This is a genomic window from Halomonas sp. E14, from assembly GCF_052568415.1.
This window is the reverse complement of sequence record NZ_CP199423.1, coordinates 945,721-961,419: the sequence shown is the minus strand read 5'-3', so window position 1 is coordinate 961,419 and position 15,699 is coordinate 945,721. Positions and strand designations below refer to the sequence as shown.

Annotated in this window: 13 protein-coding genes; 5 read left to right on the top strand and 8 right to left on the bottom strand. The window is 67.3% G+C overall.

The window, feature by feature from the left end:
* Nucleotides 1-122: 122 nt before the first annotated feature.
* Complete coding sequence (locus ACT7B3_RS04375; protein ID WP_445156981.1) at nucleotides 123-1,358, top strand: Card1-like endonuclease domain-containing protein; 1,236 nt, start codon at nucleotides 123-125, stop codon at nucleotides 1,356-1,358.
* Between the two features lie 76 nt (nucleotides 1,359-1,434).
* Here the strand turns inward: ACT7B3_RS04375 and ACT7B3_RS04370 are convergent, their stop codons facing one another.
* Together ACT7B3_RS04370 and ACT7B3_RS04365 are read right to left on the bottom strand one after the other, a co-directional pair.
* Complete coding sequence (locus ACT7B3_RS04370) at nucleotides 1,435-1,938, bottom strand: porin family protein (protein ID WP_445156980.1); 504 nt, start codon at nucleotides 1,936-1,938, stop codon at nucleotides 1,435-1,437.
* Nucleotides 1,939-2,016: 78 nt separating this feature from the next.
* Nucleotides 2,017-2,940, bottom strand: coding sequence for an EamA family transporter (locus ACT7B3_RS04365; protein WP_445156979.1), 924 nt, complete (start codon nucleotides 2,938-2,940; stop codon nucleotides 2,017-2,019).
* A gap of 172 nt (nucleotides 2,941-3,112) precedes the next feature.
* On the opposite strand from ACT7B3_RS04365, the gene ACT7B3_RS04360 reads away from it, so the two are divergent.
* Nucleotides 3,113-4,291, top strand: coding sequence for an acetate/propionate family kinase (locus tag ACT7B3_RS04360; protein WP_445156978.1), 1,179 nt, complete (start codon nucleotides 3,113-3,115; stop codon nucleotides 4,289-4,291).
* Entirely contained in the window at nucleotides 4,288-6,462 is a 2,175-nt protein-coding gene (pta, locus tag ACT7B3_RS04355) for a phosphate acetyltransferase (protein WP_445156977.1), read from the top strand. Before ACT7B3_RS04360 ends, pta begins: the two co-directional genes overlap by 4 nt.
* Before the next feature lie 40 nt (nucleotides 6,463-6,502).
* On the opposite strand, the gene ACT7B3_RS04350 is transcribed toward pta, so the two are convergent.
* From ACT7B3_RS04350 to ACT7B3_RS04335, 4 genes are all read right to left on the bottom strand, one after another.
* On the bottom strand, nucleotides 6,503-7,327 hold the full coding sequence (locus tag ACT7B3_RS04350; RefSeq protein ID WP_444678223.1) for an ABC transporter permease: 825 nt from the start codon (nucleotides 7,325-7,327) through the stop codon (nucleotides 6,503-6,505).
* 3 nt (nucleotides 7,328-7,330) lie between these two features.
* Nucleotides 7,331-8,596 carry an ABC transporter permease gene (locus ACT7B3_RS04345; RefSeq protein ID WP_445156976.1) on the bottom strand — a complete coding sequence of 422 codons (1,266 nt, stop codon included), beginning with the start codon at nucleotides 8,594-8,596 and terminating at the stop codon, nucleotides 7,331-7,333.
* A gap of 97 nt (nucleotides 8,597-8,693) precedes the next feature.
* Nucleotides 8,694-9,755, bottom strand: a complete 1,062-nt coding sequence (locus tag ACT7B3_RS04340; protein WP_445156975.1) for an ABC transporter substrate-binding protein — start codon at nucleotides 9,753-9,755, stop codon at nucleotides 8,694-8,696.
* Between the two features lie 92 nt (nucleotides 9,756-9,847).
* Entirely contained in the window at nucleotides 9,848-10,969 is a 1,122-nt protein-coding gene (locus ACT7B3_RS04335) for an ABC transporter ATP-binding protein (protein WP_445156974.1), read from the bottom strand.
* A 297-nt stretch (nucleotides 10,970-11,266) separates the two neighbouring features.
* Between ACT7B3_RS04335 and ACT7B3_RS04330 the strand changes: the two genes are divergently transcribed.
* The gene (locus ACT7B3_RS04330) at nucleotides 11,267-11,869 is read left to right on the top strand and encodes a class I SAM-dependent methyltransferase (RefSeq protein ID WP_444678228.1); all 603 of its coding nucleotides are present in this window, start codon (nucleotides 11,267-11,269) and stop codon (nucleotides 11,867-11,869) included.
* Between the two features lie 203 nt (nucleotides 11,870-12,072).
* On the top strand, nucleotides 12,073-13,197 hold the full coding sequence (locus ACT7B3_RS04325) for an aminotransferase class V-fold PLP-dependent enzyme (protein WP_445156973.1): 1,125 nt from the start codon (nucleotides 12,073-12,075) through the stop codon (nucleotides 13,195-13,197).
* 55 nt (nucleotides 13,198-13,252) lie between these two features.
* Here ACT7B3_RS04325 and ACT7B3_RS04320 read toward each other — a convergent pair whose 3' ends face one another.
* A complete protein-coding gene (locus ACT7B3_RS04320) occupies nucleotides 13,253-13,945 on the bottom strand; it encodes a CBS domain-containing protein (protein ID WP_445156972.1) in 693 nt (230 codons plus the stop codon).
* Nucleotides 13,946-14,132: 187 nt separating this feature from the next.
* Nucleotides 14,133-15,629, bottom strand: a complete 1,497-nt coding sequence (locus tag ACT7B3_RS04315; protein WP_445156971.1) for a hypothetical protein — start codon at nucleotides 15,627-15,629, stop codon at nucleotides 14,133-14,135.
* Between the last annotated feature and the right edge of the window lie 70 nt (nucleotides 15,630-15,699).

The following is a 15,699-nucleotide window of genomic DNA, read 5'->3' as shown; positions in this document are numbered from 1 at the left end:
TGCCCTGCGATACAGCACGCCGGCCCAGGCCGGCGTGTTTTGTTACCGGCACAGGCGACAGCACGCCACGCTCGGATTAGCCTGTAGGCATCAGCCAGGAATCCGCGTTGGGGAGCGAGCCTATGCCACACCTGCACATCGCGCTGGTTACCGAGCGCCCTGAAACCAGCCTGATTCCCATTCTCCAGCTGCGCCCTCGTCGAATCGTGCTGGTGCCGTGCCAGTCGTCACCTCAGGCCGCCGAGCGGCTGGCGATCCTGCTGCGCCATGAGCTGCCTTCCAGCAGCGAGGTGGCGCTGCACCCAACCCTGCCCTGTGGCGACCCCGTACGCCTCGCCCAGCATATCGGCCCGCTGGTGGATGCACTGCAGCGCGAACAGTTCGCCGCCCCCGGCCTCGCCCTCACCTACGACCTGGGTCACTGCGATACCTTCACCGCCCTGCTGTTCCAGCAGGCCATGCGCCGCCTGGCGGCCGACTGGCTCTACGTGGACCGCGAGGCCGGCGTGCTCTATCGCCTGGCGCACGACGCCCCGGACGACGTTCCGGAAGCCACCGCCATCGAGCCCGTACTCGACGTCGACCGCTACCTGCAAGCCAGCGGGCGCAAGCGCGTGCGCACGCTCTCCGAGCGCCCCGAGTGGCGCCGCCGCAGCCAGCAGCGGCGCGCCGCGACCCTCTACCTGGCCCAGCACGCCGACCGCCTGGGCGAGCTGCTCGGCGACCTGGCGGCCCGGCTGGTGCAAGAAGGCCTGGGAGAGCACCGGGGCGATGCAGCGACTACAACTGCCGCCGGGCTGACCCTGCCGCAGCCACCGCCCTTTCCCGCCACCGAGGCACTTGCGCGGCTGGCGGACGCCGGCCTGCTGAGGTGGTCCAGCGACGCACCGCAGCAGGTGGACTTCACCTCGGCCGACGCAGCCGACTACCTGGGCGGCGGCTGGCTCGCCGAATATGCCTGGCACAGCGCCTGCGATGCCGGGCTGGCGCAGGTCTGCGGCGCCACCCACATCCTCGATCTGGACGTCGACCGCAACGCGCTGCCGGTGGTGGCCGACTGCCTGGCCATCGAGCACAACCGCCTGCTGTGCATCGAATGCCTGGTAGCCGGGTCGGGGCCGGGCGCGTGCCTGGCGCAGGGCCTCGAGCGGCTGCAAGCGATGCTCGAGCATACCGCCGGGCTGGATGCCACCCGCGTGCTGCTGGCCTGCGGCGACTTCGGCCCGGCGCGCCGGCAGTTGGACGACCTGCAGCACCGCCGAGGCCGGCGCATCGAGGTGCTGGAGGGCGCCGAGCTGCGTCACCTGCCCGCCCTGCTGCGCCACTGGAAGGAGCATGGCCGCTGGCCCGGTAGCTGAGTCACATGAGTCACACACGACAGCGCCCCCGGCGATGGCCGAGGGCGCTGGAGGAGCGCCACCTGTGCGAAAGCGGCTAGAAGCGGAAGGTCAGCCCCACGCTGGCCGCATCGAAGGTGTGGTCGGACTTGTCCAGGTAGCGCATGTAGTCGGCGCCCACCGCCAGGTTCGGTGCCACGTCGAACTCGGCCCCGGCCCCGTAGGAGAAGCCGTTTTCCCGATCGACGTCGTAGTCGACTTCGGTCACGCCGACCAGGCCATAGAGGCGAAACTCCTGGGAGAGCGGCAGGATGCCCTTGGCATAGGCGCCGACCAGATAGTCGAGCTCCACCGGACCATCCGAGCCGCCGATGCCGAGGTGCGCCTCGGCGGCGAAGAACTCGTTGAACTGGGCACCGCCGCGCAGGCGCAGGCCGACGCTGTTGGCATCTTCTCCGTGGTCGCGGTCGAGATCCCAGAACATGGCATCGCCGCCAAAATAGCCCTGGGGATACATGGGCATCTGGTATTGCTGGGCCTGGGCAGTGCTGGCAAAGGCACCGGCCAGGATCAGAGCGGCGGGAATGGCGAGCAGTTTCATGGCAAACCTCCGTTAAGAAACAGCGTTTCCTATCACCGTTCCAAGTCTGGTACAGCCATCGGGATTGCGCAAGGCCGCTTACCGCGGCGAGAAGCTTAGTACCACGATGCCCCCCAGCACGATCGCGCCGCCCAGCAGCTGCAGCGGAGCCAGTATCTGCCCCAGCACCAGGTAACCCAGTGCCAGTGAGGCTACCGGCTCGACGTTCATCACCGGCGCGTTACGCGCCATGTCCAGGCGCGGCACGCTGATGAACAGCACCGAGAAGGCCACGCTGTAGAGCAGCGCCAGCGCGCCAAGCGCGCCCCAGCCCAGGGGGCTTGCCGGCAGGGCCATGCCCCCTGGCACCAGCTGCAGCGCAGCTCCCAGCAGCATCACGACGAGCACGGTAAGCATGGTCAGCAGGCTGCGCAGGGTGCTGCCGACCTCACCCAGATGGTGCTCGGTGATCCACAGCGCACAGGCGAACGCACTCGCCGCGGCCAGCCCGAACGCCACTCCGGTCAGCCACTCGGGGCCCAGCGTCTCGGGTGCCAGCAGCCAGGCCGGCACGTCCAGCACTACCACCAGCCCAACCAGAATCACCGTCATGATCAACGCCGCGCGCCAGGTCGGCCGCGGGCCGCCGAGCGCCCAGGTCAGCAGCGCCAGCTGAATAGGAAAGGTGTTCATGAGCAGCAGCGCCACCACCACGGGGATGCGCGCCACCGCCGAATAGAGGCACAGGCTCTGGATCGCCACCATCACGCCGGCCAGCAGCTGCCAGCGCCGCGTGCCGGGCGGTAGCCAAAGCCGCTGGCGCTGCCACCGCCACAGCCCAACCAGCACCAGCAGCGCTACGGACGAGCGCACCAGCACGGCCAGCAGCAGGCCGGTGCCCTCGTCGAAGGCCAGGCGTGCTGCCACATGGTTGCCGGCAAAGAGCGTGGCCACGCCGGCCAGCAGCGCGAAGGCGACTCGGCGGGGCAACAAGGAGGGCACGGAGGGAGACAAGGCGGGCATCGCGGGGCTTCCGAGCACAAAGCGCCCAGCATGCCAGGGTTGCGACGGCTACCCAACCGAACCTTTGGCAACCGTTCGCAACATGACGTGACGCAGTGTCCGTGGATGTGGTCATGATAGACTAAGGTCTTATGTCTATGCTGCCCCTACACCCCCTCCGAGTGGAGACTTGATGAACGCTACGGTACTGGTCATCAACTGCGGTTCCTCTTCGATCAAGTACGCGCTGGTGCCCGGCGACCCCGGCGACGTGCGGCTGGCCGGGCTGGCTGAGCGCCTCGGCAGCGGCAATGCCCGGCTCAAGGGCACTGACAGCCTGGGCGAGCCCTTCGAGCAGCCGCTGGGCAACGCCGACCATACCACCGCGCTGGAAGCCATTCTCGACCGCCTCGAAGGACGCCTGCCGCAGGCGGTCGGCCACCGCATCGTGCACGGCGGCGAGCACTTCACCCAAGCCGCGCTGATCGATGACACGGTGATCGCCGCCATCGAACAGACCTCCGCCCTGGCCCCGCTGCACAACCCGGCCAACCTGGCGGGCGTGGCCGCCACCCGCCGCCTGTTCCCCGACCTGCCCCAGGTGGCCGTGTTCGACACCGCCTTTCACCAGACCCTGCCCGCCCAGGCGTATCGCTACGCCGTGCCCGAGGCGCTCTACCGCGACCACGCCATTCGCCGCTACGGCTTCCATGGCACCAGCCATGCCTATGTCAGCCGACGCGCCGATGCACTGAGCGGCCTGGAGGGCGGCGGCTGGCTCACCGCCCACCTGGGTAACGGCTGCTCCACCTGTGCGGTATGGAAGGGCCGGAGCCTCGATACCAGCATGGGGCTGACGCCGCTGGAGGGGCTGGTGATGGGCACGCGCAGCGGCGACGTCGACCCGGGCCTGCACGCCCACCTGGCACGCCAGCTCGGCTGGACGCTGGAGCGCATCGACACGCTGCTGAACCGCGAGAGCGGCCTGTTGGGCCTGTCCGGCCTGAGCAACGACATGCGCGAACTGGAAGCCGCCGAAGCCGAAGGCCACGCCGGCGCCGCCCTGGCCGTCGAGGTGTTCTGCTATCGCATCGCCAAGTCGCTGGCTGCGCTCTCCTGCGCCCTGCCCCGCCTCGACGGCCTGGTCTTCACCGGCGGCATCGGCGAGAACTCACCGCGGGTGCGCGAACAGGTTGTGGCCCTGCTGCCGCACTTCGGCCTGCAGCTCAACCGTACCGTCAACGGCGAGACGGTGCGCGGGCGCGAGGGGCGCATCGACGCCGGCGGCCGCCAGCTGTGGGTGATCCCCACCGATGAAGAAGGCCAGATCGCCACCGAAACCTGTCAACGACTGAAAGAGACCACCGCATGACGCCCCGCGACGTACGCCCCCAGACCCAGGTCCTGCTGATGGTGCCAACCGGCGTCGGGGTTGGCCTCACCTCCGCCAGCCTCGGGCTGATGCAGGCGCTCGACACCATCGGCCTCAAGACCGGCTTTCTCAAGCCGTTCCGCCAGGACGAGCTGAACGGCCCCGGCCCCGACCGCTCCACCGCACTGGTCAGCAGCACCCTCGGGCTGCATCCGCCGGCGCCCATCGCCCAGACCAACATGGAGCGGCTGCTGCGCCAGGATCGCCTCGACGTGCTGATGGAGCAGGTCATCGAGCTGTTCGACGACGCGCTCAACCAGGAGGACGCCACGCCCGACCTGGTGGTGGTGGAAGGGCTGGTGCCCACCGCCCACGGCACCTACGCCACCCAGCTCAATGCCCAGCTGGCCCATGCGCTCAACGCCCGCATCATCCTGGTCGGCAGCGGCGATGCCGCGGAACCGGAGGCGCTGGTCGAGCAGCTCGACATGCACGCCCAGGCCTTCGGCGGCGTGGGCTCCACGCGCACGCTCGGCTGCATCCTGATGCGCATGCACAACCTGCCGGGGGTCGAGGAGAATCCGGCGCTCGCCGCCGGCAACGGTCATACCCTGCTCGACGATGCCTTTCTCGCCGAGCTGCGCCGCTATTCGCCGGCGCTGGCCACCGACCGCTTCCACCTGATCGGCGTAGTGCCCTACAACCCGACGCTGGTGGCGCCGCGCGTGGTCGACGTGGCTCGCGCGCTGAACGCGCGCTTCCTCAACGAGGGCGAGGCCGCTACCCGCCGGGTGCTCTCCACCAGCCTGTGCGCTCGCAGCGCGGCCAATGCCCTGCACGTGTTCCGCCCCGGCAGCCTGATCGTGACCTCCGGCGACCGCGACGACATCGTGCTGGCCTCGGCGCTGGCCACCATGAACGGCGTACCCATGGCCGGCGTGCTGCTGACCAACGGCTACATGCCCAACGACAACATGATCGAGATGTGCCGCCCGGCGCTGAAGACCGGCATGCCGGTGCTGGCGGTGGACACCGACAGCTTCACCACGGCCAAGAACCTCGGGCGGATGGGCAACGACATCCCCATGGACGACCTCGAGCGCGCCGAGCAGGTGATGCACTACGTGGCTGGCAACCTCGACCTGCAGTGGCTTAAGGACCACCTGAGCCGCGGCTTCGCCCGGCGCCTCTCGCCCTCGGCGTTTCGCCACCAGCTGGTCAAGCTGGCCCAGCGCGCCAACCGGCGCATCGTGCTGCCCGAAGGCAGCGAGCCGCGCACGGTCGAGGCCGCGGCGATCTGCCAGCATCGCGGCATCGCCAACTGCGTGCTGCTGGCCCGGCGCGAGGAAGTGGAGGAAGTGGCCCGCAACCGCGGCATCGAACTGCCGGAGGGGCTCGAGATCATCGACCCCGAGCAGATCCGCGGGCGCTACGTGGCGCCCATGGTGGAGCGCCGGCGCGGCAAGGTGAACGAGCTGACGGCGGAAGACCAGCTGCAGGACAACGTGGTGCTGGGCACCATGATGCTGCAGCTCGACGAGGTCGACGGCCTGGTGTCGGGAGCGGAACACACCACCGCCAATACCGTGCGCCCCGCCTTTCAGCTGATCAAGACCTCGCCCGACTATCGGCAGGTGTCATCGATCTTCTTCATGCTGCTGCCGGAGCAGGTGGTGGTCTACGGCGACTGTGCGGTGAACCCCGACCCTGACGCCGAAGCGCTGGCCGAGATTGCCATCCAGAGCGCGCGCTCGGCCCAGGCCTTCGGCATCGAGCCGCGGGTGGCGATGATCAGCTACTCCACCGGCGAGTCCGGCAGCGGTGCCGACGTCGACAAGGTGCGCCAGGCCACGCGGCTGGCGCGCGAGCTGGCGCCGGACCTGCTGATCGACGGACCGCTGCAGTACGACGCCGCCGCCATTGAGAGCGTGGGGCGCCAGAAGGCGCCCGACTCGCCGGTGGCGGGCCGCGCCACGGTGTTCGTGTTTCCCGACCTCAACACCGGCAACACCACCTACAAGGCGGTGCAGCGCAGCGCCCGGGTGGTCAGCGTGGGGCCGATGCTGCAGGGCCTCAACAAGCCGGTCAACGACCTCTCGCGGGGTGCGCTGGTGGATGACATCGTCTACACCATCGCGCTGACCGCCATCCAGGCCGCCCAGCGCGACTGAGCGGAGGCCCGGCCGGCGCAGCGCTGCGCCGGCCGGTGGCTCAGGCCGTGCCCTTCAGCCGTTCGCTGCGCCGCCGCAGCAGCTCCATGGTCAGCAGCAGCAGCGTCGAAATCAGGATCAGGATGGTCGCCATGGCGGCGATGGCCGGGCTGATGTTCTCGCGGATGCCCGAGAACATCTGGATCGGCAGCGTACGCTCGGTAGGGCTGGCGATGAACAGCGCCACCACCACTTCATCGAACGAGGTCGCGAAGGCGAACAACCCGCCCGAAACCACGCCCGGCACGATCTGCGGCAGCACCACCGTGAAGAACACCCGCAGCGGGTTGGCTCCCAGGCTCGCCCCGGCGCGCACCTGGTTGAAGTCGAACCCCTGCAGCGTGGCGTTCACCGTGATCACCACGAAGGGCACCCCCAGCACCGTGTGCGCCAGCACCAGGCCCGTGAAGGAGTTGAGCAGGCCCACCTGGGCGAAGAAGAAGTACATGCCCACCGCGACGATGACCAGCGGCACCACCATCGGCGAGATCAGCAGCGCGATGATCAGCCCCTTGCCAGGGAAGTCGGCGCGGTTGAGCCCGACGGCGGCCAGGGTACCGAACACCATGGCCAGCAGCGTGGCCAGCGGTGCCACGATCATGCTGTTTTTCAGTGCCCCCATCCAGGCCGACGAGGTGAAGATCGCCTCGTACCAGCGCAGCGAGAAACCCGGCAGCGGGTAGGTGAGGAAGGAGCCGCTGCTGAACGACAGCGGGATGATCACCAGCACCGGTGCGATCAGGAACAGCAGCACCAGGCCGCAGAAGAGGCGGAACGTCCAGAACCAGACCCTTTCCAGGGGTGACGCATAGGGAGGCAGTGCCATGGTTCATCTCCTGATCAGCTGTTTGCGGTTCACCAGGCGGTGGTAGACCAGGTAGAGCAGCAGCGTGATGAGCAGCAGCAGGCTGCCCAGGGCGGCGGCCATGCCCCAGTTGTTGGTGGTGTTGGTGTAGTAGGCCACGTAGTAGCTCACCATCTGGTCGGCCGGGCCGCCCACCAGGGCCGGGGTGATGTAGTAGCCCAGCGCCATGATGAAGACCAGGATGGTGCCTGCCGCCACGCCCGAGATCGTCTGCGGTGCGTACACCTGCCAGAAGGCGGCGAACGGGTGCGCCCCGAGCGACACCGCGGCACGCTGGTAGCTGGGCGAAATGCCCTTCATCACGCTGTAGAGCGGCAGCACCATGAACGGCAGCAGGATGTGCACCATGGCGAAGAACACGCCGATGCGGTTGAACACCAGCTGCAGCGGGGAGTCGATCAGGCCCGTGGCCAGCAGCGACTTGTTCACTAAACCGTTGGACTGCAGCAGGATGATCCAGGCCGCGGTGCGCACCAGCAGCGAGGTCCAGAACGGCAGCAGCACCAGGATCATCAGCAGGTTGCTGGTGCGTGCCGGCAGCGTGGCCAGCAGGTAGGCCAGCGGGAAGCCCAGCGCCAGGCAAATCAGGGTCACTCCGCCGGCAATCACCAGGGTGCGCTGGAACACCGCCTGGTAGATACGCTCCTGCTCGGCGATGCGCTGCAGCCTGCCGTGCTCGCCGCGCTCGAAGTCCAGCGACGCCAGCATGTAGCGGTCGGTCGTGGTGGGGGCGGCGCGCTGGATGCCGCGCCAGGTCGCGGTCTCGCCCCAAGCCGGGTCGATGGCGATCAGCGTCTCGCTCCAGAGGGTATCGGGCGTGACGCTTTCCGCCGCCGGCAGTTCGCGCAGGGTGCGCATCAGCAGCCCGCGGTACTGCGGGTCCTCGTAGTTGAGGCGCCGCCCGATGCGGCCCAGCCCGCCGCCCTGGCGCGACTCGCGCAGCTCGGCGGCGAAGGCCGCCAGGGTCGCCTCGTGGGGTAGCCCCGTGCCGTCCCATTCGCGCAGCCCTGCCGCCGTCAGCGGCATCACCGAGTCAAACTCGGTGTTGTCGACGCTGCGCCACAGCATGCTGCCGATGGGTACCACGAAGATCACGAAGAGAAACAGCGCCAGGGGAGCGACCAGGCCGATCGCCTTGAGCTTGCGCAGCCGTTCGGCTCGTCGCAGCTGTGCCTTGAGGCGACGCCCGTCGAGCGGCTGGGCCGTCGCTGCCGTTGCAAATTGGGTCATTGCCTTCCCCATGCGAAAGCCTGGCACGCCCGGCCCGGCCGAGCGCGCCCTCGAAAGAAGCGGCGGCGACCCGTAGGTCACCGCCGGTCAGGAGATGTCAGCGCGCCGCCCAGGCGTTGAAGCGCTGCTCCAGCTCCTCGCCGTGGTCGACCCAGAACGCGGTGTCGATGGCCAGGGCGCCCTCCATGTTGGCGGAATAGGTGGGCATGCGCCGCGCCTGCTTATCGTCGAGCTGGGCGATGGCGTCCGGATGCACGGGGCCGTAGGGAATCTGCGCCGAATAGGCCGCCTGGGTCTCAGGCTGGCTGGCGAACTTGATAAACTCGTAGGCTTCATCGACGTGCTCGCTGCCGGCCACGATGGCCCAGTAGTCGAGGTCGTAGAGGCTGCCATTCCAGACGATCTCCAGATTGCTGCCCTCCTCCTGGGCGGCAGCGATCCGGCCGTTGTAGGACGAAGTCATCACCACGTCGCCGGCCACCAGCCACTGCGGCGGCTGCGCGCCGGCCTCCCACCACTGGATGTGCGGCTTCAGTTCGTCGAGCTTGGCGAAGGCGCGGTCGACCCCCTCCGGGGTGGCCAGCACCGCGTACACTTCCTCGGCGGGCACCCCGTCGGCCATCAGGGCGAACTCCAGAGTGTACTTGGCGCCGCGGCGCAGCCCGCGGGTGCCGGGGAATTGCTCGACGTCCCAGAAGTCGACCCAGGAGGTCGGCGGTGTCGCCAGCGCATCGGCATCGTAGGCCAGCACGGTGGACCACACGAAGGTACCCACGCCGCACTCGTCGAAGGCTGCGTCGATCAGTTCACCACCGAGCCCCAGGCGGGCCCAGTCGATCGGCTCGAACAATCCCTCGAAGCAGCCGCGCACCAGCTCCGGCGACTCCATCTCGACCAGGTCCCAGCTGACATTGCCGGTTTCGACCATGGCGCGAATGCGCGCCAGCTCGCCGTTGTAGTCGCCCGGGGTGAGGTTGATGCCGGTCTTCTCGACGAAGGGGCCGTAGTAGGCCTGCTGCATGGCATCGCCGGAGGCGCCGCCGAACGAGATCACCGTCAGCGCCTGGGCGCCGGTGGACAGCACCAGCCCGGCCGTGAGCAGGCTGCCGATGGCGACGCCACGGCTAAGACGGGACAGTGGGAAGCGGTGGTGGGTCATGGTGTTGTCTCCCGGCCGAAAGGCCTTGTTGTTGGTATGACGCAGAGTGGCAGCCACAAGGGCGCCAGGTTGTTGTTGCTTTCGTTCGCCGTTCAGCCTTCGCTGAGGGCGCGCACATCCTCGTCGCGCCAGCCCAGCTCGATCACATCGCCAGGCTTCATGCTGCTGCACACCTCGTCGACGGGCACGCGAGCCATGAATTCGCTGTTGCCGGCCACTTCGCAGCGCACGCGCAGGTGGTCGCCGAGATAGATGAACTCCTGCACCCGCGCCTGGAGGCGGTTGGGCAACTGCCGCGCGGAGCCGTTGAGCTTGACGCGCTCCGGACGGATCGACAGGCAGGCGCTGTCGCCCAAGGCCAGGTTGGGTCCCAGCAGCGCGCCGGTGCTGAAGCCGCTGCCGAAGCTGACGCGGCACTGCCCGCCGGCCGCCGACTCGATGCGCCCGGGCAAGGTGTTGTTCTCGCCGATGAACTGGGCGACAAAAGCGTTGGCAGGGTGTTCGTAGAGCGCGCTGGGGGAGTCGATCTGCTGGATGACGCCGTCGTTGAACACCGCGACGCGGTCCGACATGGTCAGCGCTTCGCTCTGGTCGTGGGTCACGAAGACCACGGTGAGACCGAGCTGTTCATGCAGGTGCTTGATCTCCAGCTGCATCTGCTCGCGCAGCTGCTTGTCCAGCGCACCCAGCGGCTCGTCCATGAGGACCAGCTGCGGTTCGAACACCAGGGCCCGGGCCAGCGCCACGCGCTGCTGTTGACCGCCGGAAAGCTGGGTGGGGCGGCGCTTGGCGAATTGACGCAGCTGGATCTTGTCGAGCACCTCGGCCACCTTGCGGTCGGCCTCGGCAGACGGGAGCCTGCGGGTCTTGAGCGGGTAGCGAATGTTCTCCTCGACCGTCATATGCGGGAACAGCGCATAGTTCTGGAACACCATGCCGAAGTTGCGCTTGTGGGGAGGCACGCTATTGAGCCGCTGCTCGCGAAGGAAGATGTCACCGCTGGTAGGAACTTCGAAACCTGCCAGCATCATCAGGCAGGTAGTCTTGCCAGAGCCGGACGGGCCCAGCAGAGTCACGAATTCGCCCTGCTGGATGGTCAGGTTGAGATCCTTCACGACCAGGTGCTCACCATCGTAGGTCTTCTGCACCCCGACGAAACGGATCAGACTGCTGGCCAAAGAGGGGGTCGGTTCGCGGGTCTTGTTGTTGGACATCGGCTCACCCGAGGACGTGTTGAGAAGGGGTGAAGCGGCGTCAACAATATAAGACGTTCACCCGGAATTTCCACGTTCGAAGCTAAAGGTGAACAAATTCGTCGTCAAGTATATTACACACCCTCCTTTAGCCGCAGTTTCAACGCTTCACGCTGCGTCGCCCTTCCAGCCTTGGGCAAGCCCTACGCCGCCCGCTTCTGCGCATTGTCTGCCAAGGTGCGAATGCAACTCAGCCTTTCATGCCAGCGACGCCTGGCCTAGAGTGGAGGCATGTACGAATAATGGAGGAGGAATGCCATGGCGGTGCAAGATCGACCCTCGATCACAGCCGGCCCGGAACGACGTGCCCAGCTTACGCTTTTCGCGCGCAATTTTTTCAAACATCCGCGCATGCTGGGGTCGATCATTCCCAGCTCTTCTTTCTTGATACGCCGCCTGCTGGAACCGGTCGACTGGGAACGCGCACGAGTCATCGTCGAGTACGGCCCCGGCGTCGGGACTATCACCCGCGAGATCCTCAACCGCCTACACCCGGATGCCACCCTGGTGGTCATCGAGACCAACGACGACTTCGTGGACTTCCTCAATCGCTCCCTGTCCGACCCGCGTCTCAAGGTGATCGCAGGCTCGGCCGAGACAATCGAAGCCGAACTTGAGCGCCTAGGACTGCCCGCCGCCGATTACGTGGTAGCAGGGCTGCCGTTCAGCACCATGCCCGCCAAGATCCGCGAACGCATCCTGCAAGGCAGCCACGAGGCGCTTGCGCCCGAGGGCTCGATGTTGATCTACCAGTTCTCGCCCAAGGTCTCCTCCGACCTGCGCCAGACCTTCAACCGCGTGGAAAGCACCTTCGAGCCGATCAACATCCCACCGGCCAGGGTCTACTTCTGTCATAAGTAGTCATCAGGAACGGGCCGCAAGCCTGCTCGGCCGGCGGCTCGCCTCACGCTTCCTTGACCCACCCCCGTTGACAGTCGGCTTTAGCCAGGTCGACGCCACCCACCCGCCTGCGGCTCGCGGGAACCCCGCTGGCTCGGTGCTGGAAATCGGCATATCCTCATCGTTTCCAGACTCATCAGTCACCTACCGCAAGGGAGAAACCCATGCCCGGCCTGCTGCCCGATGTCGACCCCGATGGCCTGCTCGAATATTCCGTGGTCTACACCGACCGCTCGCTCAATCACATGTCCCAGCGCTTCCAGGGCGTGATGCGCGATGTGTCGGCCACGCTCAAGCAGGTCTACCAGGCGCACAGCGTCGCCATCGTGCCCGGCAGCGGCACCTTCGGCATGGAAGCGGTGGCCCGCCAGTTCGCCACCGGCCAGCACTGCCTGATCGTGCGCAACGGGCAGTTCAGCTATCGCTGGTCGCAGATCCTCGAGATGGGTGCCATCCCCGCCTCGACCAGCGTGCTCAAGGCACGGCGGCTGGCCGCGGACGACCCGCAGTCGCCCTTTGCCCCGGCGCCCATCGAAGAGGTCGAGCAGACCATTCGCGACGAGCGCCCCGCCCTGGTGTTCGCCCCGCATGTGGAAACTTCGGCCGGCCTGCTGCTGCCGGACGACTACCTGCAGCGACTGGCCACCGCCGTGCACGCGGTTGGCGGCCTGCTGGTGCTCGACTGCATCGCGTCCGGCACGCTGTGGGTGGACATGCGCAAGCTCGGCGTCGACGTGCTCGTCAGCGCTCCCCAGAAAGGTTGGAGCGGCCTGCCCTGCTGCGGCATGGTGATGCTCTCGGAGCGCGCTCGCGAACGTATCGAGCAGACGGTCAGCACCAGCTTCGCCTGCGACCTGCGCAAGTGGCTGGGCATCATGGAAACCTATGAAAACGGCGGCCACGCCTACCACGCCACCATGCCCACCGACGGCCTGGCCCGGCTGCGCGACATCATGACCGAAACGCAGGAATACGGCTTCGAGCGGGTGCGCGAGGAGCAGTGGGCGTTGGGCCGCGACGTGCGCGACCTGCTGGCGCGCAACGGCTACCGCAGCGTGGCTGCCCCCGGCTTCGAGGCACCCGGCGTGGTGGTCTGCTATACCACCGATGCGGGTATCGTGGGCAAGTTTGCCGCAGCCGGTATTCAGGTGGCAGGCGGCGTACCGCTGATGTGCGACGAAGGCGACGCCTACCAGGCCTTCCGCATCGGCCTGTTCGGCCTCGACAAGCTCCACGCGCGCGAGCGCAGCCTGGCCAACCTGGAAGCCGCCCTCAAGCAGGTCGGCTAACGGCCGCGGGGCGGTCCATGCCGCCCCGCTACCTATCATACTGCCAAGCGCCCGCTCAGTAGCCGCCCACGCCTCTCGGCAAGAAGCCCAGGTGGTTTTCCACCGACGTCACGCCGGGAGTGTTCTCCGCCGCCACCTGCACCGCCAGCCGCTCCTCCTGGCTCTCCACCAGCCCCCACAGCTGCACGGCGCCCTCGGTCACGATCACGTTGATCCGGTCGACCCAGACTCCCGTGTTCTGGTCCACCTCCCTGAGGATGGCCTCACGGATTTCGCGGTCGCTGGTGCTCACCGGCGTCACCGCGTCCGGCGCCGTGGCGGAAAAGCCGCGCAGCAGGTTGGCGCGGCTGACGATGCCGACCAGCCTGCCCTCGCGCACCACCGGCACCCGCTTGATGCGGTGCTTTTCCAGCAGCTTGGCCACGCGCGCAAGCGGCATGTCCTCGGGAATGGTGATGGGGTCGCGGGTCATGATCTCGCTCGCCCGCCGCGCATGGGACTTGATGTAGTCGTTGGCATTGTTGGCCGCGGAGAAGATCGACTTCAGCCACCACGACTTGCGCTCGGTGCCGTTCTCGATCCGCCGCATCAGGTCGCCTTCGCTGACGATGCCCAGCACCTTGTCGCCGTCGTCCACCACCGGCACGGCGCTGATGTTGTGTTCGAGCAGCAGGCGGGCGATCTCTCTGACGTCGGTGTCGGGCGAGACGGTCACCACCTTGGGTGTCATGACATCCACTGCTTGCATGGCAATTTCTCCGAAGTTGCGAAAGGGAAGCGGTCGGCGCAGGGCAAGCGCAGCGTTGCAGGGGCCGCTCTCTTCACGTTAGCAGACCCGCCGTAGACAAGGTTTGACACAAGCCAACCACACGACACAAGGCTCTGGTGCGGGAAGACATCCTCAGCCCGCCCGCATCGCGCGCGGCCTTGTCCGCTCAGGCTTGCTCCCCTTCCTGGTGGACCTTTTCCACGTCGACGATGCGCGAGCGGCTCATGACGATCTTCCAGCGCTGCAGCACCGGCTCGGCCTGCCCGCCCTGTTCGCGGATCACCAGATTGAACAGGTGGCGCTTCTCCACCGATTCCCGCGAGACCTGGCCATCCTTGAGCCGATAGACGTGGTGGGTGCCCTTGTCCATCAGCCGGGTCAACGGCGTCAGGTCCAGGGTCAGGGTCTCGCGAGTCTTCTCGTAGCCGCTGAGAAACCGCGTGGGCGACATCCGCGAGCTGGAACGGTAGTGCAGCACGACCTCTTCGCGCTGTGCCACGTTGCGCTTGCGCACGCGGCGTATCGGCTCGTCGAGCTTGTCGTAGCGCTTGTAGTCGAACCATTCGAGCTGGCGGCCCACCAGCTCGTTGCTGGTGGCATCGAAGTACTGGCGACGCCACTTGGGCCGACCCTTGCGCAGCCAGCGCCACAGGGTATTGCGCAGGTCGTCCTTGAACACTTCGCGCATGGCATAGAGCAGCGCCATGGCCAGCACGAACAGGGCGGTGATGTTGCCCACGATATCGCGCAGGTGCAGCAGGCCCAGCGACACGAAGATCATCACCACCCCGGTGGCGAGCCCCTTCACCGCCTTCTGCTCCCCCTCGCCCAGCTCCTGGCTCTTCTGCTTCAGGGTGACGGGATATTCGATCAGGCGCCGCAGCAGGCGCATCTTGTTGGACATGCGGGTGGGGTCTTCGGTCACCCGCCGGGAGTTGTACTCCGCCTGCTCGCGGTGGCTGCCCTCCAGCTCGCAGATCTCCAGCAGCCGTGCGCGGATGGCGCGAAAGCCGCGCCCGCGCGGCATGTGCGCCACCAGCGCCAGCAGCCGCTGCTCGGTGAACCATGAGAGGTAGTTGTCGATATTGGCGTAGTACTTGTAGAGTTCTTCGCCGTTCGGCTTGTTGCGCCGCAGCCGGCGCAGGATGCCCAGCGCCAGCTCGCAGAGCTCCTCGAGGCGCTCCTGCAAGCGCCCCGCCGGCGTGTCGGGGGCTTCCTCCTCCTCCTCGTCGGCGCCCTCGACGCCCGCCGGGTCCGCTTCCCCCGGGCCGGTCTCGCCGCCCTCCGGTTCGTCGCTGCGTCCGCTGCGCTGCTCGGCCTCCTTCACTTCGCGGGCGGCATCGAGCAGGCTCTGGGTGGCGCGCTCCAGGGCCACCACGTACTGGTAGGCGTAAAGGCTCAGGCTCAGACGGTACTGCTCGGAGCTGAGCTTGCCGCGACTGGCCAGGCGGCTTAACACCAGCGGCAGGTGGTGCTTGTCGCTGAAGTAGGTGCGCTTGACGTGAATCGCCCCGTGGTAGAACTCATCCTCGGACAGCACATGAGTGTTCAGGCCGAGCTCGCCGGGCACGAAGAGGAAGAGGTCGAGCCGATGCGAGGTCTCCTCCTGCAGCACGCGGGAAACCTTGAGGTGATAGCTGTCCTTGCGCTCGACGGTGATCACGTCGTCGCTGCTCCTTGTCACGGATCGGGGGCCAACCGCGGCTGGGCGATGGTCCCGGCGGGTGGGGCTG